Source organism: Streptomyces sp. NBC_01465, from assembly GCF_036227325.1.
In the GTDB taxonomy this organism is placed as follows: Bacteria; Actinomycetota; Actinomycetes; order Streptomycetales; family Streptomycetaceae; genus Streptomyces.
Window position 1 is genome coordinate 2,743,543 of the sequence record NZ_CP109467.1, and the last position, 17,172, is coordinate 2,760,714.

A 17,172-nucleotide genomic window follows, 5' to 3' on the forward strand; every position below is an offset into this window, starting at 1 on the left:
GCCCGGTCTCGTTTTGGAGCACGTCAGTGGAAACCTCCCAGGTGGAGCTCGTCGTCGGCGGCATGACGTGCGCCTCGTGCGCGGCCCGCATCGAGAAGAAGCTCAACCGCATGGACGGGGTCGAGGCCACCGTCAACTACGCCACGGAGAAGGCGAGGGTCGTCTACGGCGACGGGGTCGAGGTGGCGGACCTGATCGCCACGGTGGTGAAGACGGGGTACACGGCGGAGGTGCCCGCACCCCCGGAGCCCGATGCCGGGGAGACGCCCGCGGGCGACCCCGAACTGGCCTCCCTGCGGCAGCGGCTCGTCGTGTGCGCCGTGCTCGCGCTGCCCGTCGTCCTGATGTCGATGATCCCGGCGCTCCAGTTCGACAACTGGCGCTGGCTCGCGCTGACCCTCGCATCCCCGGTCGTCGTCTGGGGCGGGCTCCCCTTCCACCGGGCCGCCTGGACCAACCTCCGGCACGGCGCCGCGACCATGGACACCCTGGTCTCGGTGGGCACACTGGCCGCCTTCGTCTGGTCCCTCTGGGCGCTGTTCATCAGCGAATCCATGGACATCTACCTCGAAGTCGCTTCCGGGGTCGTGACCTTCATCCTGCTCGGGCGCTATCTGGAGGCCCGCTCCAAGCGGAAGGCAGGCGCCGCCCTACGGGCGCTGCTTGAGCTGGGCGTCAAGGACGTGGCCGTGCTGCACGGGAGTACGGAGGTACGGATTCCGGCCGACCGCCTCTCCGTCGGCGACCGCTTCGTCGTACGGCCCGGGGAGAAGATCGCCACCGACGGGCGGGTCGTCGAGGGGAGTTCGGCCGTGGACGCCGCCCTCCTCACCGGCGAATCCGTGCCGGTGGACGTCGCGGCCGGGGACTCCGTCGCCGGGGCGACCGTCAATGTGTCGGGGCGTCTCGTCGTCGAGGCGACCCGGGTCGGCTCCGACACCCAACTCGCCCGGATGGCGCGGCTCGTGGAGGACGCGCAGAACGGCAAGGCGCAGGTGCAGCGGCTCGCGGACCGTATCGCCGCCGTCTTCGTGCCCGTCGTCCTCGTCATCGCGGCCGGCACCCTCGCGGGGTGGTTGCTGGTGACCGGGGACGCCACGGCCGCCTTCACCGCCGCCGTCGCGGTGCTGATCATCGCCTGCCCCTGCGCGCTCGGCCTCGCCACGCCGACCGCGCTGATGGTCGGCACCGGGCGCGGAGCCCAACTGGGCATCCTGATCAAGGGTCCCGAGGTCCTGGAGTCGACCCGGCGCGTGGACACCGTCGTCCTCGACAAGACGGGGACGGTGACGACGGGGCGGATGGCGCTGGTCGCCGTTCATCCCGTACTGGGGACGGACGAGGCGCAGTTGCTGCGGCTCGCCGGGGCTCTGGAGCACGCCTCCGAGCACCCGGTCGCGCGCGCTGTCGCCGCGGGCGCGCAGGAGCGGACCGGTCCGCTTCCTGCGGTGACCGGTTTCGTGAACGTCCCCGGGCTGGGGGTCCGCGGGACCGTCGACGGGCACGAGGTGCTCGCCGGGCGCGGGCAGTTGCTCGTCGAGGCGGGCATCGAGGTGCCGGAGACGCCGCCGGGCGCCGAAGGCCGTACGACCGTGTGCATCGCCTGGGACGGGAAGCCGCGCGGTGTCCTGGCCGTCGCGGACACGGTCAAGGAGACCAGCGCGGAGGCCGTACGGAACCTGCGCGGCCTGGGGCTGCGGCCCGTACTGCTCACCGGGGACAGCCGGGCGGTCGCCGAGGCGGTGGCGGCGGAGGTCGGCATCGCCCCCGAGGACGTACACGCCGGGGTGCTTCCGGAAGGGAAGGCCGCGGTGATCGGCCAACTCCGCGCCGAGGGGCGGACCGTGGCCATGGTCGGCGACGGCGTCAACGACGCGGCCGCGCTCGCCACCGCCGACCTGGGCCTGGCGATGGGGACGGGCACGGACGCGGCCATCGAGGCGGGCGACCTCACGCTCGTACGGGGAGACCTGCGGACGGCCGCCGACGCGATCCGGCTGTCGCGCCGGACGCTCGCCACGATCAAGGGCAATCTCTTCTGGGCCTTCGGCTACAACGTGGCGGCGCTGCCGCTGGCCGCCGCCGGGCTGCTGAACCCCATGATCGCGGGCGCGGCCATGGCGTTCTCGTCCGTCTTCGTGGTCACCAACAGCCTCCGGCTGCGGTCCTTCACGTAACCGGACGCTCCGCTTCACAGCTCGCACACGAATGAGACGTGGATCACACATATTTGGGGGTAACCATTCGCACCCCTCGTGAGTCTTAGTGGGCGATGCCAAGGATGTCTTGGGGGACGTCCGTGGAATGTCTTGGGGGACGTTCCAGGCAAGCGTTGGCCGGGGCACGCCCGGCGGGGAGCTTTGAGCGGCCCTCCCGCCTGGTGCGTACCCCGGCGGACCGCACCCAGATACCGGCTGCAGCCAGCAGACGCCCGGCCCGGATCCCGTGGGGGGAATCCGACCGGGGAAATGGGAAGCGCCCCGTATCGTCGACCCGTGGGGGGATCGACGGCGGGGCGCTTTCCGCTTTACTGCAGCGGCTCAGGCCAGGTGTGCCGTGATGTTCAGCGGCCTTGAGTTCAGCGGCCTTCGACCGGGACGAAGTCCCGAAGAACCTCACCGGTGTAGATCTGGCGCGGGCGGCCGATGCGCGAACCCGGCTCCTTGATCATCTCGTGCCACTGGGCGATCCAGCCGGGGAGCCGGCCGATCGCGAAGAGCACGGTGAACATGTCGGTGGGGAAGCCCATCGCCCGGTAGATCAGACCCGTGTAGAAGTCGACGTTCGGGTAGAGGTTGCGCGAGACGAAGTACTCGTCGGAGAGCGCGTGCTCCTCCAGCTTGAGCGCGATGTCCAGCAGCTCGTCGGACTTGCCGAGGGCCGAGAGGACGTCGTGCGCGGCAGCCTTGATGATCTTCGCGCGCGGGTCGAAGGACTTGTACACCCGGTGGCCGAAGCCCATCAGGCGGACGCCGTCCTCCTTGTTCTTCACCTTCTGGATGAAGGCGTCGACGTCGCCGCCGTCGGCCTGGATGCTCTCCAGCATCTCCAGGACGGACGCGTTGGCGCCACCGTGCAGCGGGCCCCAGAGGGCGCTGATGCCGGCGGAGATCGAGGCGAACATGTTCGCCTGCGAGGAGCCGACCAGACGCACGGTGGAGGTCGAACAGTTCTGCTCGTGGTCCGCGTGCAGGATGAGCAGCTTCTCCAGCGCCGAGACGACGACCGGGTCCGGCACGTACTCCTGGGCCGGGACCGAGAACGTCATGCGCAGGAAGTTCTCGACGTAGCCGAGATCGTTGCGCGGGTAGACGAAGGGGTGGCCGATCGACTTCTTGTACGCGTACGCGGCGATCGTCGGCAGCTTGGCAAGCAGCCGGATCGTCGAGAGGTGGCGCTGCTGCTCGTCGAACGGGTTGTGGCTGTCCTGGTAGAAGGTGGACAGCGCGGACACGACCGAGGACAGCATGGCCATCGGGTGTGCGTCACGCGGGAAGCCGTCGAAGAACCGCTTGACGTCCTCGTGCAGCAGCGTGTGCTGGGTGATCTCGTTCTTGAAGGTCGACAGCTCGTCGACCTTGGGCAGCTCACCGTTGATCAGCAGGTACGCCGTCTCCAGGAAGCTGCTCTGCTCGGCGAGCTGCTCGATCGGGTACCCGCGGTAACGCAGGATGCCCTGCTCGCCGTCGAGGTAGGTAATGGCGGATTTATAGGCGGCGGTGTTGCCATATCCGCTATCGAGGGTCACCAGACCGGTCTGGGCCCGGAGCTTCCCGATGTCGAAGCCCGTGTCGCCGACGGTGCTGTCGATCACCGGGTAGGTGTACTCGCCATCGCCGTACCGCAGTACTACAGAGTTGTCGCTCACGTCATCCCTCACCGACGTAGTGCCTCTTCTTCGAGGTGCCCTGACTGTCTCTACCATCCCCCACTTGGCTCAGCAGAGTGCACTCGGGGTCGCCCATTGGGCTATTCAGCGGCACTCAGTGCCGCCAACCTGCTCATCCTGCCCTCTTCGCCCCGGTTCCGGAAGGGCGGGGTGAGGTTTCACACGATCTCCGCTACCTGCCACCACCTGACAGCCGGTGATCAAGTGCGGTAAAGCGCCTGCCTGCGGAAACCGTCCGGACCGCCTGCCCGATCGCCTTCCGCGACCCGACGAGGACCACGAGCTTCTTGGCCCGGGTGACCGCCGTGTAGAGCAGGTTCCGCTGGAGCATCATCCAAGCGCCGGTGGTCACCGGAATCACGACCGCCGGATATTCACTCCCCTGGGAGCGGTGGATGGTGACGGCGTACGCATGGGCCAGCTCGTCGAGCTCATCGAAGTCGTACCCCACTTCCTCGTCCTCATCCGTCAGTACGGTCAGCGTCTGCTCGTCGAGATTCAGGGCGGTGACGACGCCGACCGTGCCGTTGAAGACCCCGTTGGCACCCTTCTCGTAATTGTTGCGAATCTGGGTGACCTTGTCGCCGACGCGGAAGACCCTTCCACCGAACCTTTTCTCCGGGAGGTCGGGCCTGGCGGGTGTGATCGCCTGCTGGAGCAGCCCGTTGAGGTTCCCGGCGCCCGCGGGGCCCCGGTGCATCGGCGCGAGCACCTGGACGTCCCTGCGCGGGTTGAGGCCGAACTTCTGCGGGATGCGGCGGGCCGCCACGTCCACCGTCAGCAGACCGGCCTCCTCGGTCTCCTCGGCCACGAAGTGGAAGAAGTCGGGCAGGCCCTGAGTGATGGGCTGCACCCCGGAGTTGATGCGGTGCGCGTTGGTGACGACGCCGGACTGCTGGGCCTGGCGGAAGATCCGGGTGAGGCGCACATTCGGTACGGGACTGATCGCCGCGAGGAGGTCGCGCAGCACCTCGCCCGCCCCGACCGACGGCAGCTGGTCCACATCGCCGACCAGGAGGAGATGCGCGCCGGGGGCGACGGCCTTGACCAGCTTGTTGGCGAGGAGGAGGTCGAGCATGGAGGCCTCGTCGACCACGACCAGGTCTGCATCGAGGGGCCGGTCCTTGTCGTAGGCGGCGTCCCCGCCCGGCTTGAGTTCAAGGAGCCGGTGGACCGTGGAGGCCTCGGCTCCGGTGAGCTCGGCGAGGCGCTTGGCGGCCCGTCCCGTGGGGGCCGCGAGGACCACCTTGGCCTTCCGGGCGCGGGCCAGCTCCACAATCGACCGGACGGTGAAGGACTTGCCGCAGCCGGGGCCGCCGGTGAGGACGGCGACCTTCTCGGTCAGGGCGAGCTTCACCGCGGCCTCCTGCTCGGGGGCGAGCTCGGCCCCCGTACGGCCCGCGAGCCAGGTCAGCGCCTTGTCCCAGGCCACGTCCCTGAAAGCCGGCATCCGGTCCTCGCCGGTGCGCAGGAGTCTGACCACCTGGGAGGCGAGGGAGATCTCGGCACGGTGGAAGGGGACGAGGTAGACGGCGGTGATGGTCGCCTGGCCGCCCTCGTCCTTGCCGGGCACGTCTTCCCGTACGACACCCTCCTCGGCGGCCAGCGCGTCCAGACACTCGATGACCAGGCCCATGTCGACCTGGAGCAGCTTCACCGCGTCACTGAGGAGCTGCTCCTCGGGGAGGAAGCAGTGGCCCTGGTCGGAGGATTGCGAGAGCGCGTACTGGAGGCCCGCCTTCACGCGCTCCGGGCTGTCGTGCGGGATGCCGACGGCCTGGGCGATGCGGTCGGCGGTGAGGAAGCCGATGCCCCAGACGTCGGCGGCCAGGCGGTACGGCTCGTTCTTGACGACGGAGATCGAGGCGTCGCCGTACTTCTTGTAGATGCGCACGGCGATGGAGGTGGAGACCCCGACGCTCTGGAGGAAGATCATCACTTCCTTGATCGCCTTCTGCTCCTCCCAGGCGGCCGCGATCATCTTCGTGCGCTTGGGGCCGAGGCCGGGGACCTCGACGAGGCGCTTCGGCGCCTGCTCGATGATGTCGAGGGTGTCCGTGCCGAAGTGGGTGGTGATGCGGTCGGCCATCACCGGGCCGATGCCCTTGATCAGGCCGGAGCCGAGGTAGCGGCGGATGCCCTGGATCGTGGCGGGGAGCACGGTCGTGTAGTTCTCGACGGTGAACTGCTTGCCGTACTGCGGATGCGATCCCCAGCGGCCCTCCATGCGCAGCGACTCGCCGGCCTGGGCGCCGAGCAGCGAGCCGACGACCGTCAGCAGGTCACCGCCGCCGCGGCCGGTGTCGACCTTGGCGACCGTGTAGCCGTTCTCCTCGTTGCTGTACGTGATCCGCTCCAGGACCCCTTCCAGCACTGCCATGTTGGACATGTGACCGACGTTATCGCCCGGGTCCGACAGCCCGTGCGGGCCTGTGGAAAACGTTCTGACCTTCTCTGGCTGACCTACTCTGTCTGCTTCATTGCTCTTCGATCCGAAAGCGGGCCCCAGATGCACGAGGACTACGACCTGCTGGTGGTGGGCTCGGCCAACGCCGACCTGGTGATCGGCGTCGAGCGCCGTCCCGCCCCCGGCGAGACGGTCCTCGGCGGCGACCTCGCCGTCCACCCCGGCGGCAAGGGCGCCAACCAGGCGGTCGCCGCGGCCCGCCTCGGCGCGCGCACCGCGCTGCTCGCCCGGGTCGGCGACGACGCCAACGGGCGCCTGCTCCTCGACTCCCAGCGCGAGTCCGGGGTCGACACGGCGGGCGTGCTGGTCGGCGGGGCCCCCACGGGCGTCGCGCTGATCACAGTCGACCCGACGGGCGACAACAGCATCGTGGTCTCCCCCGGCGCCAACGGCCGCCTCACGCCCGAGGACATCCGGGCCTCCGCCCCGCTGATCGCGGCGGCGAAGGTGGTGTCGGCGCAGCTGGAGATCCCCCTGGAGTCGGTGACGGAGGCGGTACGGATGCTGGCGCCCGACGCGCGCTTCGTACTGAACCCCTCCCCGCCGATGCCGCTGCCCGCCGAGCTGCTTGCGGCCTGCGACCCCCTCGTGGTCAACGAGCACGAGGCCAGGGTGGTCCTGGGCGACGGGGCGGGCGAGACGCCGGAGGACTGGGCGCGGGGGCTGCTCGCGCTGGGCCCGCGGTCGGTGGTCATCACGCTGGGCGCGGACGGCGCGCTGACGGCGGACGCCTCGGGTGCGTACGACCGCGTACCGAGCCCCCGGGTCGACGCGGTGGACACCACGGGCGCGGGCGACGCGTTCACGGCGGCGCTGGCCTGGCGGCTGGGCCTGGGCGAGAAGCTCGCGGAGGCGGCGGGGTTCGCCGTACGGGTGGGAGCGGCGGCGGTGACCAGGGCGGGCGCCCAGGAGTCGTACCCGACGGCGGAGGAACTGGGTCTCTGACGGCGGGCCGTCGCATACGGGGCCTGCTTCTGACGCGACCGGGAAGGCTGGCTCCATGCCGACCGACCGGACTCCGTACGATGCCGTCACTTTCACCAACGACCAGGTGACGCTTGCCGGTTCGCTGGCGCTCCCGGGCAGCGGGGGCGCGTCGCAGGCACCCGGAATCGTCCTGGTCGGCGGGTCAGGCCCGTCCGACCGGGACAACGGCACGTACTTCCCGCCGATCCGCCGGCACCTGCGGGACGCAGGATTCGCCGTGCTGTCGTACGACAAGCGCGGCGTCGGCGACTCCTCCGGCGACTGGCGCGAGGCGACCCTCGCGGACCTCGCCGACGACGCGCGCGCCGCACTCCGATTCCTCCGCGCCCAGCCCGGCGTCCGGCCCGGCGCGGTGGGCGTGTTCGGTCACAGCGAGGGCGGCTGGGTCGCGCTTCGCGCCGCGGCCGCCGAGGGTGACGCCCTGCCGTGGGTGATCACCAACAGCTGCCCGGGAACGACTCCGGCGATCCAGGAACGCCATGCGCTGGCCCGCGTCGTACGGCGGGACACCGACGACGTCGCCGGAGTCCTGTCCCTGTACGACCGCATCGTCGCGGCGGGCCGACGGGACGCCGGCTTCGCCGAGGTGTCGGCGCTCGTCGCGGCCGCGGGTGATCCACCCGCCCTGGCCGCCTTCTGGGACGGCATGGACGAACGTCTGTGGGGGTTCCTCAAGCGGAAGCAGGATCACGACCCGCTCGCGGACGCGGCACACCTGCGCTGCCCGCATCTGGCGCTGTTCGGCGCCGCGGACGAGCTGGTGCCGGTGGCGGACAGCATGCACGCGTACGCCACGACGGCCTGCCGTCCCGGCCGCCACCCCACGGCAACGTTGACCACGGAGCTCTTCCCGGGCGCGGACCACCGGCTCCAGACGCCCGGAACGGACCGGCTCGCGCCCGGCTACCTGGCCGTCCTGACCAACTGGCTCGCGGGGAGGACGTTTTAAGGGGGCCCGATCCGTGGACCGAGCCCCCTCCCGCATTCCCCTCCCCTGTTTCCCCCTCCATCAGGACTGCCAGATCCCCCCAGATCCCCTCCCGGAAGTCCCGATGCCAAGTAAGACCCACGTGACCCAGACAGGGTTGTACGGATGCGGCGAGTAATTTTTCCGGAATCCCGGGCTCCCAGAATGCCGACATAGCGGGTCAGTCGTAGCGTTTCAGCCATGAGCGACGATTCGATGCAGAAGGACGTCCTGAGCGAGCTCGGCGACGACAAGCTCCAGGAGATCGCCGGACTGCTCGGTACGGACACGGCGGGCGCGGAGTCCTTCGTGGGTACGACGGTGTCCGCGCTGTCGGGCAGCGAGGTCCAGGAGGCGGTGGCGGACACCCCGGTCCCGCAGCCGGAGCCCCAGCTGGAGGGCGTGGCCGCGCTGGGCGGCGGCCTGGGCGGCGCGATGATGGGCGGCATGCTCGCGAAGATGAGCCGCCCGATCGCCAACGCGGTGGCGAAGAAGACGGGCCTCCCGGCGGCGTCGGTGACGCGGGGGATCGAGATCCTGCTGCCGGTGATCATGGCGGTGGTGACGAAGCGGGCGGCGGCGGGCAAGGCGGCGGGTACGACGGGCGCCGCGAAGAGCGGCGGCCTGGGCGGCCTGCTGGGGTCGCTCCTGGGCGGCGGCAAGAAGTAGACGACAGACGCGTCAGCCGAGGGTGACGCGATAGACGGTCGACTCCCGCCGCTGGAACCCCGCGCGCTCGTAGAGCCGGTTCGCAGCTTCGCGTGAGGGCCGCGACGTGAGATCGACGGTACGGGCACCGGCGTCGGCGGCCAGCGCGAGGGCCCGGTCGATCAGCACCTTGCCGACCCCGTGCCCGCGTGCGGCGCTGTCGACGACGACGTCCTCGATGTGGGCGCGAAGCCCGGAGGGCAAGGGGACCGCGACCAGCGTCAACGCCCCTACGATGACGCCCCCGACGCGGGCCACGAGCAGGGTGTTGACGCCGGCGCCGATCAACCGCGTCAACGACTCCTGATCCAGGGGATCGGCCGTGGACGACAACTGCGGCAGGAGGCGCGCGAACGCCTCCACGATCTCGTCGGTCGCCTCGCGAACGATCTCGGTCTCCACACTCATGCCCTGGAACCTATCGGCACAATGAGCGCCATGACCACGTCGTACAAGCAGGCCAGGGCGGACCGCATCCAGCAGTTGGTCCGGCATGCAGCGGCGCGGTGGCCCCAGATCGCGGACCTGACCGTCCGCGCGCGGGGCGAGTTCGTCCACCTGGAGGCTCGTTGGGCCGGCGAAGAGCACGAGCGCCCCGGCAAGCTGTGCAGGCTCCGCGAGACGGCCCATGCGGATTTCTGGACCTTCGCCTTCCGAACCACCTGCCCGGGCAGGCGCTACCAGGAGGGTGCGCTTCCCTCCGGAGCCTGGACGGGCGCACCCGAGGAGATATTCGACTACGCCTGCGAACGCCACCTCGCCGGATCCTGCCCTCCGAACGAACCCATGGGCTTTGCGTACGACAAGGTGCTGCACGCCTTGGTGGCCGAAGTACCCGAACTCCGCGAGGACTTGGCCATCCATCTCTACAACGAGTACGAGCTCCTGCAGCACGTCTTCATGGCACTCGACGTCACGCCGTTCGTGATCAGCGCCTGGAACCAGGACCGGACCGAACTGACCAACCGCTGCATGCAGTTCATCGAGCGAGCTCTGACCTGCGACGACGCCGAAACCCGGAGCATGGTCGCCACATCCTTCGTCTATCAGGTCGGCCCCTGGGACCCGCAGATGGCGCCCTTCATCCGGACCTGGCCTCCCGCACTGCTCCGATCCGCACAGCTCCAGGCACCGTATGCACAGCTCTGAACTGCTTGACCTCTATCGAAGTTGAGCTTCTACGTTCGTGGTCAACGACAGACTCCGACCGAGAGGGCTCGCCATGCCGACCACGACCACCGTTCCCGAGAACTACCGCAACGCCGTGATCGCCCACATCATGATCGACGGTGCCGCTGCGGCGATCGACTTCTACGCGGAAGCCTTCGGCGCAGAGGAGTTGATCCGTATCGACGGGCCCGACGGACGCGTCGTGCACGCCGAGGTCAGCGTCAAGGGGTCGACCATCATGCTGGGCGACGCGGAGGGCCTGCTGTTCAGCGCGCCGACCGCCGTCGGCGGCACCACGGTGGGGCTGCACGTCTACGTGGATGACGTTGATGCTCTGGCGCAGCGGGCGGTCGCCGCCGGTGCGGAACTGCTGCAGCCGCCGACCGACCAGTTCCATGGCGACCGGACAGCCGTACTGCGTGATCCCTTCGGACACATCTGGGTCTTCCTCACGCACCTGGAGGACCTCACACCGGACGAAATCGCCGGCCGGGCCCGGGAGTTGTTCCGCCCCTAGCCATCCCCGCACAACAGCCTAGGCACAATGGGTCGATGTTCGACTTCGGGATAAAGACCTACCGACCGCAGTGGCTCAGCGGCATTGACGCTGTCAAGGACGCCCAGGGCGATCGGCTGCGCGCGCTCGTGGGTCGTGTGCTCACCGGAGTGTGGCTGGTGTGGGACATCGAGAGCGACGAGTGGTTCTGCGACTGTCCCGTCCTCTTCGAGTTCGAGGGTGAACAGACCGAGATCAATCACACGAAGTTCGACGACCTCTCGATCACGTGGAACTCCATCGACCCCGAATTCTCCGTCTATTGGGTGGACTTCGACCTGCGGTGGCGTCAGGCGCCCCTGCCCGAGTTGAAGGCCGTTCAAGGACAGACCCTCCTGGGCGTTGAGCTCTTGGAGTGGGTGGCCGATCGCGACATGGCCTCGGGGATGGTGGCGGTGAGCCTGCTCTTCCCTGGCGGCCGGGTCACCGTCTCCAACGCATTGGACGAGAACGGCCTGGACTTCGGCGCACCGGATCCGCACTACCGGCGACACTCCCTCGGCTGAGTGCACCTCCCTCAGGGTTGGATCGGTTCGGGCGCCGGGCGGGCGGGGTCGTAGTGTTCGCGGGCGAAGGTGTCCGACGCGGAGTGGACCACGTCGGGCTGCGGCGGTGACGGCCACACGCTCAGGACGTGCTCCTCCACCGGGTCGTCGCCCTGGTTCGCATCGCCCTCGTCACGGCCACGGGCCTGGACGCGGACCCGGTACCAACCCTCCCCCGCCATCGCGAAGTTCCCTGCGTCCTCCTCCACATCGCCGCCCCAACAGCACAGGTGCAGCTGGCCGCTCGTACTGCAGATGCTCACGTCCACCACCGTCTCCCACTCCGGGCCGGGCAGCGGTGGCTCGGCTGCGCACTGCTGGGTGGTCAGGCGTATCCAGCCCGTGTGCGTGCCGGACCGCACCGTGAGATGTTCCGGCCCTCCGGCCACGACGCTGTTGCCTGCGAAGATCCGCCCGACCGTGTCGGATTCCTGGTACTCCGTGAGGAAGCCGTCGCCCTGCAGGTAGTACTGGTGGTACGAGACGAACATGCGGTCCGAGGACCAGGTTGTATAGCGCATGCCCGGGATCATGCCCTGGCCCACTGACAATGCTTTGGTGTCACATCTCCAGGAGCACCGTGAGGCGGTTCTTGTACTCCACCTCCGTGATCAGCCCGCACACACGCAGCCGCTCCAACTCCTCCAGCGAAACCTGGCGCGCCAACACACGTGCAGCCCTCATTTGCTCCCGCGCCTCGCGAGCGGCCCCTGCCCGTTCGGCGTCCCAGCGCTCCTTGTTCCGCTCGGCGAGGAACGCAGCGAAGCGCTGCTCGAACTCCTTGTAGGGGCCCGCCATTTCGACCTCCCGAGTGCATGCGTTCGGCCCGTCACCATCACATGACATCGGTGCGAATCTACGCCTCGGGCCGCCCTCTCCGTGGTCAGTGCACGGAAGTACAGCGCGCGCTTCGAGAGCCACACCCACGCCCTGCTGCGGATTTTGCCGGTGGTGATGGCACCGGCAAAATCCGCAACAGAGCAGAGTTCACGCCAAGGGCCTTGACCTCACGTCGAGTGGCCCAAGCCTCCCTCGTACACCTCCGCCGGGATGCCCGCACCCGAGTAGATCGCCGACGCCTGCTGCCGCAGGCGGTCGGCGGCGGCGCCGTCGCTCGGCCCCAGTGCGCGGGCGAGGACGGTCAAGGCGCGGGCTTCGCCCAGGCGGTGGCCGGTCTCACGGTGTGCCGTCAGGGAGGCCTCGCCCAGGGTGACGGCCTTGGCGTACGCCGACTCAGACAGCGCCACGGCGCTCAGGACGGTCAGGGCCTGGCCCTCCACCACACGGAAGCCGTACGCACGGGCCAGCCGCAGCGCCTCGTCGGCCGGGCGGCGGGCGTCCTCGGGGCGGCCGAGGCGCTCGTGGGTGAGGGCGAGACCCAGGAGACTGTCCGCCTCGGCGCGTCGGGAGCGCGACGTACGGGCCAGTGCAAGGGCCTCTTGGTCGGCCTGCAGGGATGTGTCGAAGCGGGACAGACTGCGGTGAGCGCTCGCGACGGTATTGAGGATGCCGGAGTGGATCCACGGGCGCTCGGGGTCGCCGAACATGTCGCAGGCCCGCTCCGTCAGCGCCAGCGCCTCCTCGTGACGGCCGAGTTCGACCTTGATCTTCGCAGCGGCGTCGAGCATCATCGCGCGGCCGCTGCGATACCCGCCCCCGTCGTCTGCGGTCACCTTGGGGCCGAGGACGTACAGGCCGTCGGCGAGACGGCCGAGCTCCCAGTAGACTCCGCCCAGAACCTGCAACGCCAGGCTGTCGTCCCACCAACTCACCTTTGCGTTACGGCTGATGACCAGTTCCAGATGGCCGGCGGCCTCGTGCAATCGGCCCAGATCCCGGGCGGTCATCCCGAGCCCGAGCAGACCGAAGGCCTCGAAGTAGCGGTTCCCGATCTCGTCGGTGATCCGAAGGCCCGCAGTAAGACGCTCGTACGCACGGTCGAGGCGGGCCGTGCTCCAGTCCACATAGCCGCTGACGCCGAGAGCCATGGCCTCCGCTGCCGGCCAGTGGAGTTCCCGGCCAATCTCCAGCACGCGTGTGCAGTGCTCCGCCGCGCGCCGGGGCTGCCCTTGGTCCCACTGGGTGATGCCGAGGATGCTGTGCATGACGGCCTGGGTGTGCAGGTCGTCCGCAGCCATGGTCGCTTCCAGTGCCGTCTGCGCGAGGGACCTCCAGGTCGCCCGCGACAGATGGAGCCAGAAGTAGCCGAGCAGGCTGGAGACCAGATATCCGGCGACGGCGTGCGGGCCGTGAAGACTTGCGTGATTGATCACTGCGAGCAGATTGGCCCGCTCCGCCTCCAGCCATGCTCTGGCCTCGGCTGCGGTCGGCAGGCCCCGCTGCTCGCCCCCGTCGAGGCTGTCGGGCAGCTCCGGGAAGAACCACGTGCCTGCGGCGGCCCGGGTGGCGTGTACGTACCAGATCAGGACGCGTTTCAACGCGGCTTCTCGGTCCGCCTCCGCCTCCTCCGCCCGTGCGCACTCCCGCGCGTACTCCCGCAGGAGGTCGTGGAACCGGTAGCGGCCCGTCGCCCCGTGGTCGATGAGATGGGCCGCGGCGAGCGCCCCGAGCAGCCGCCGGGCCTGCGTCGGCTCGATGTCGAGCAGAGCCGCCGCAACCGGCGCGGTGAACTCCGGACCGGGAAACAGGCCGAGCAGCCGAAAGAGCCGCTGCGCCTCAGGGGCCAGGAATCCGTACGACACCGAAAAGGCCACCCGCAGCGGGGAGTTCGCGTCTTCGTCCAGAGCGAGCGCTTCCAGGCGGCTGCCCTCGGACATCTCGCCGACCAGATCGGCCACACCGAACCCCGGATCACCGGCAAGTCGTGCGGCGGCCACGCGCAGCGCCAGCGGCAGGCCGCCGCACAGCCGTATCAGTTCGTCGGCCGCGTCCGGCTGCGCGGTCAGCCGGTCCGCGCCGAGTGCCTCGACGAGCAGCGCGCGAGCCTCGTCCGGCAGCAGGACGTCCAGCGCCAGGGCGCGTGCTCCGTCGCGGGCCACGAGGTCGCCGAGCCGGTTGCGGCTGGTGACGACGACGCAGCAGGACGGGCTGCCCGGCAGCAGCGGGCGCACCTGCTCGGCGGAGGCCGCGTTGTCCAGCAGTACGAGCAGCCGCCGGCCATCGGTCAGGGTCCGGTACGCGCGTGCCTGCGCCTCGCCGTCCGCCGGTATCTGCGACGCCTCGAATCCCAGGCTGCGCAGCAGCAGTTCGAGGACTTCGCCGGGCGTGAGCGGCGGCCGCTCGTGGTCGAATCCGTGCAGATTCACATACAGCTGGCCGTCGGGGAAACGGTCACGGACCTGGTGCGCCCAGTGCACGGCGAGGGCCGTCTTGCCGATGCCTGCAGCACCTCCAATGGCGGAGATCACCACGGTGTTCGCCTGCCCTTGGGCTCGTGTCGGCGTCAACAGGCCGTCCAGATGGGCGAGTTCGTCGAAGCGGCCCGCGAACCCCCGGGTGATGTGCGGGAGTTCCGCCGGGGAGGGTGCGGCATCCGTTGCGTGTGCCGACGGGGGCGGGGCCGAGCCGGCGGGGGCAACGCCGTCCTGGCGCAGCACCGACTCGTACACCCGGCGGAGCTCCTCGCCCGGATCGACGCCGAGTTCGTCACGCAGCCGTGAGCGCATCTCCTCGTACGCGGTGAGCGCCTCGGCCTGCCGCTCACTGCCGTACAGCGCCCGCATGCGCAGAGCGAGCAGTGACTCGTCGTACGGATCGGAGGCGGACGGCGCGACGAGTTCCTCGAGGGCCTCGGCGTGGCGGCCGAGCAGCACCAGGCAGTCGATCCGCTCGATGCGGACCGTACGCAGGCGCTGCAGGAGCCGCTGCCTTTCGGCTTCGGCGTACGGTCCGGGCAGTCCGGCCAGCGGTTCGCCGTCGAACAGGCCGAGTGCCTCCAGCAGTTGACCCGCCGCGCCGGCCGTGTCGTCGGCCGCCTTCATACGCCGGGCGCTCTCGACCCGGTCGGCGAGATCGGCCACATCGAGGCGCACCCCGTCCCGGACGAACCGGTAGCCCCCGCGCTCGCCGCGGATCAGCGACTCGGCGGGCCCGGCACCTGTCTCGTCGAGCGACTTGCGCAACCCGTACACGTGGCTGGGCAGCACTTTGTGGCCCGACTGCGGCGGCCTGTCACCCCAGACCGCGTCGAGCAGTTGCTCACGACTCACCAGAAGGCCCGGACGCAGCGCGAGCGCGGCAAGCACCGCCTGCTGCCGGACCGGTCCGAGGGGCAGCCGCACACCGTCGCGCCAGGCCCGCACCGGCCCGAGGACCGAGAGCCGCAGCCGAGATCCCGAGCCCACCCTGCATCCCCCGCCCCACCAGGCACAACATCAAGAATTCAGCGAATCCGCAGCATCTTCCGCGACGGTGCACCAGTGCGGCGGCCGACACAGGGGAACGGCCGCCGCCGTCGACCCGCGGAAGGATCACGAACATGACTGTAGTTGACCGGGCTCTGGCGGAACTGCTGAATCAGCGCGGGCTCTTCCTCGCCCAGGAACGCAGCGACGCCGCCGAGATCCTGTACGTATGCCTGGCCGACGGCCTCCCCGGCGGCTACCCGGTGGGGTACGTCATCCCGTCCCGCACCGGAACCTGGTACGCCTACGCCCGGTCGCGCCCCGGCCGGATCTTCGCCTGCGACCTGGTGGATTCCGGCTTGTTCAGCGCCGATTCGGCGGTACGCGCGGTTCTCGACAACGCCTACTTCGGCGACGTGCTGCGCGCCCTGGAGCTGACCGCGGGCTCCCACACCACCTACACGGCCGGCCTGCCCCGCCGCCACATCACCCGCCTCACCGCACTCGCCGGCCCCGAGGGCATCACCCGCCTCGGCACCGGCCGGGTCCGCCTCACCGCTGCCGCGGTCGCGTTCCTGCGGGGCCTGCCGGAACGGCTCGGCTGCCGCGTGGACCACGAGGACCGGCTCTGGCCGGCCGGAGCATCGTTCCCTCTGACACGCGAAGCCCGCCCTGAACGGCAGGACGCCCGGGGTCGGTTGGCGGGGTGATGCGAGGTGCGCGCCGTATGACACCGGCCCGGCACCCCCCACGGATGCCGGGCCGGAACCTGGTGCGGAGTTACAGCGCGTGCTCGACGAAGCGGTCCGCCGTCTCCTTCAGGAGTTCCAGGCCGTCCCTCGCCCAGAGCACGTCGTTGAACAGCTCCACCTCGATCGCGCCCGTGTAGCCCGCCGCGTCCACCCGCTCGCGCCACTCGCGCATGTCGATCGCGCCGTCGCCGATCTGGCCACGGCCGTTCAGGACGCCCTCGGGCAACGGCGTTGTCCAGTCGGCGAGTTGGAAGGTGTGGATGCGGCCCGCCGCACCCGCCCTCGCCACCTGCGCCGGAGCCTGGTCGTCCCACCAGATGTGGTACGTGTCGACCGCCACGCCCACCTGGTCCGCCGGGAAGCGCTCCGCGATGTCCAGGGCCTGGGTCAGGGTGGAGATCACGCAGCGGTCCGACGCGTACATCGGGTGCAGCGGCTCGATCGCCAGGCGGATGCCGCGCTCGGCCGCGTACGGGGCGAGTTCGCTGATCGCGTCCGCGATCCGCTCCCGCGCTCCGTGCAGGTCCTTCGAGCCCGCCGGGAGGCCGCCCGAGACCAGGACCAGGGTGTCCGTGCCGAGCGTGGCCGCCTCGTCGATCGCCTTGCGGTTGTCGGCTATCGCTGCCGCGCGTTCCGTTGCGTCGATCGCCGTCAGGAAGCCGCCGCGGCACAGTGTCGTCACCGTCAGGCCCGCGTCGCTGACCAGCTTCGCCGCCGATTCCACGCCGTAGTTCTGGACCGGCTCGCGCCAGAGGCCGATGCCCGGGATGCCCAGGTCGACGCAGGCCTCCACCAGGGTGGGGAGCGGGAGTTGCTTCACCGTCATC

The 17,172-nt window shown here is 69.9% G+C and carries 15 protein-coding genes; 8 read left to right on the forward strand and 7 right to left on the reverse strand.

The window, feature by feature from the left end; genetic code table 11:
• The first annotated feature begins 62 nt into the window (after positions 1 to 62).
• On the forward strand, positions 63 to 2,177 hold the full coding sequence (locus OG707_RS12630; protein WP_329127759.1) for a heavy metal translocating P-type ATPase: 2,115 nt from the start codon (positions 63 to 65) through the stop codon (positions 2,175 to 2,177).
• A gap of 401 nt (positions 2,178 to 2,578) precedes the next feature.
• Here OG707_RS12630 and OG707_RS12635 read toward each other — a convergent pair whose 3' ends face one another.
• Together OG707_RS12635 and recD2 are read right to left on the reverse strand one after the other, a co-directional pair.
• Positions 2,579 to 3,868 (reverse strand): citrate synthase, encoded by a 1,290-nt coding sequence (locus OG707_RS12635; protein WP_329117527.1) that lies wholly within the window; start codon positions 3,866 to 3,868, stop codon positions 2,579 to 2,581.
• A 193-nt stretch (positions 3,869 to 4,061) separates the two neighbouring features.
• Positions 4,062 to 6,278, reverse strand: coding sequence for an SF1B family DNA helicase RecD2 (gene recD2 / locus OG707_RS12640; RefSeq protein WP_329117528.1), 2,217 nt, complete (start codon positions 6,276 to 6,278; stop codon positions 4,062 to 4,064).
• A gap of 120 nt (positions 6,279 to 6,398) precedes the next feature.
• Between recD2 and OG707_RS12645 the strand changes: the two genes are divergently transcribed.
• From OG707_RS12645 to OG707_RS12655, 3 genes are all read left to right on the forward strand, one after another.
• Positions 6,399 to 7,301, forward strand: a complete 903-nt coding sequence (locus OG707_RS12645) for a ribokinase (protein ID WP_329117529.1) — start codon at positions 6,399 to 6,401, stop codon at positions 7,299 to 7,301.
• Between the two features lie 55 nt (positions 7,302 to 7,356).
• The gene (locus tag OG707_RS12650; RefSeq protein ID WP_329117530.1) at positions 7,357 to 8,292 is read left to right on the forward strand and encodes an alpha/beta hydrolase family protein; all 936 of its coding nucleotides are present in this window, start codon (positions 7,357 to 7,359) and stop codon (positions 8,290 to 8,292) included.
• A 219-nt stretch (positions 8,293 to 8,511) separates the two neighbouring features.
• A complete protein-coding gene (locus OG707_RS12655; RefSeq protein ID WP_329117531.1) occupies positions 8,512 to 8,979 on the forward strand; it encodes a DUF937 domain-containing protein in 468 nt (155 codons plus the stop codon).
• Between the two features lie 12 nt (positions 8,980 to 8,991).
• Here the strand turns inward: OG707_RS12655 and OG707_RS12660 are convergent, their stop codons facing one another.
• On the reverse strand, positions 8,992 to 9,426 hold the full coding sequence (locus tag OG707_RS12660) for a GNAT family N-acetyltransferase (protein WP_329117532.1): 435 nt from the start codon (positions 9,424 to 9,426) through the stop codon (positions 8,992 to 8,994).
• A gap of 30 nt (positions 9,427 to 9,456) precedes the next feature.
• On the opposite strand from OG707_RS12660, the gene OG707_RS12665 reads away from it, so the two are divergent.
• From OG707_RS12665 to OG707_RS12675, 3 genes are all read left to right on the forward strand, one after another.
• On the forward strand, positions 9,457 to 10,167 hold the full coding sequence (locus OG707_RS12665; protein WP_329117533.1) for a DUF7674 family protein: 711 nt from the start codon (positions 9,457 to 9,459) through the stop codon (positions 10,165 to 10,167).
• Positions 10,168 to 10,240: 73 nt separating this feature from the next.
• Positions 10,241 to 10,705 carry a VOC family protein gene (locus tag OG707_RS12670; protein WP_329117534.1) on the forward strand — a complete coding sequence of 155 codons (465 nt, stop codon included), beginning with the start codon at positions 10,241 to 10,243 and terminating at the stop codon, positions 10,703 to 10,705.
• 35 nt (positions 10,706 to 10,740) lie between these two features.
• The gene (locus tag OG707_RS12675; RefSeq protein ID WP_329117536.1) at positions 10,741 to 11,250 is read left to right on the forward strand and encodes a hypothetical protein; all 510 of its coding nucleotides are present in this window, start codon (positions 10,741 to 10,743) and stop codon (positions 11,248 to 11,250) included.
• Positions 11,251 to 11,261: 11 nt separating this feature from the next.
• Here the strand turns inward: OG707_RS12675 and OG707_RS12680 are convergent, their stop codons facing one another.
• From OG707_RS12680 to OG707_RS12690, 3 genes are all read right to left on the reverse strand, one after another.
• Positions 11,262 to 11,810, reverse strand: a complete 549-nt coding sequence (locus OG707_RS12680; RefSeq protein ID WP_329117538.1) for a hypothetical protein — start codon at positions 11,808 to 11,810, stop codon at positions 11,262 to 11,264.
• A 40-nt stretch (positions 11,811 to 11,850) separates the two neighbouring features.
• Positions 11,851 to 12,087, reverse strand: coding sequence for a hypothetical protein (locus tag OG707_RS12685; protein ID WP_329117540.1), 237 nt, complete (start codon positions 12,085 to 12,087; stop codon positions 11,851 to 11,853).
• Positions 12,088 to 12,296: 209 nt separating this feature from the next.
• Positions 12,297 to 15,593 carry an AfsR/SARP family transcriptional regulator gene (locus OG707_RS12690; RefSeq protein WP_329117542.1) on the reverse strand — a complete coding sequence of 1,099 codons (3,297 nt, stop codon included), beginning with the start codon at positions 15,591 to 15,593 and terminating at the stop codon, positions 12,297 to 12,299.
• Between the two features lie 134 nt (positions 15,594 to 15,727).
• Between OG707_RS12690 and OG707_RS12695 the strand changes: the two genes are divergently transcribed.
• Positions 15,728 to 16,303 carry a hypothetical protein gene (locus tag OG707_RS12695; RefSeq protein WP_329117544.1) on the forward strand — a complete coding sequence of 192 codons (576 nt, stop codon included), beginning with the start codon at positions 15,728 to 15,730 and terminating at the stop codon, positions 16,301 to 16,303.
• A 70-nt stretch (positions 16,304 to 16,373) separates the two neighbouring features.
• Here the strand turns inward: OG707_RS12695 and OG707_RS12700 are convergent, their stop codons facing one another.
• On the reverse strand, positions 16,374 to 17,171 hold the full coding sequence (locus OG707_RS12700) for a sugar phosphate isomerase/epimerase family protein (protein ID WP_443071484.1): 798 nt from the start codon (positions 17,169 to 17,171) through the stop codon (positions 16,374 to 16,376).
• Position 17,172: the final 1 nt, after the last annotated feature.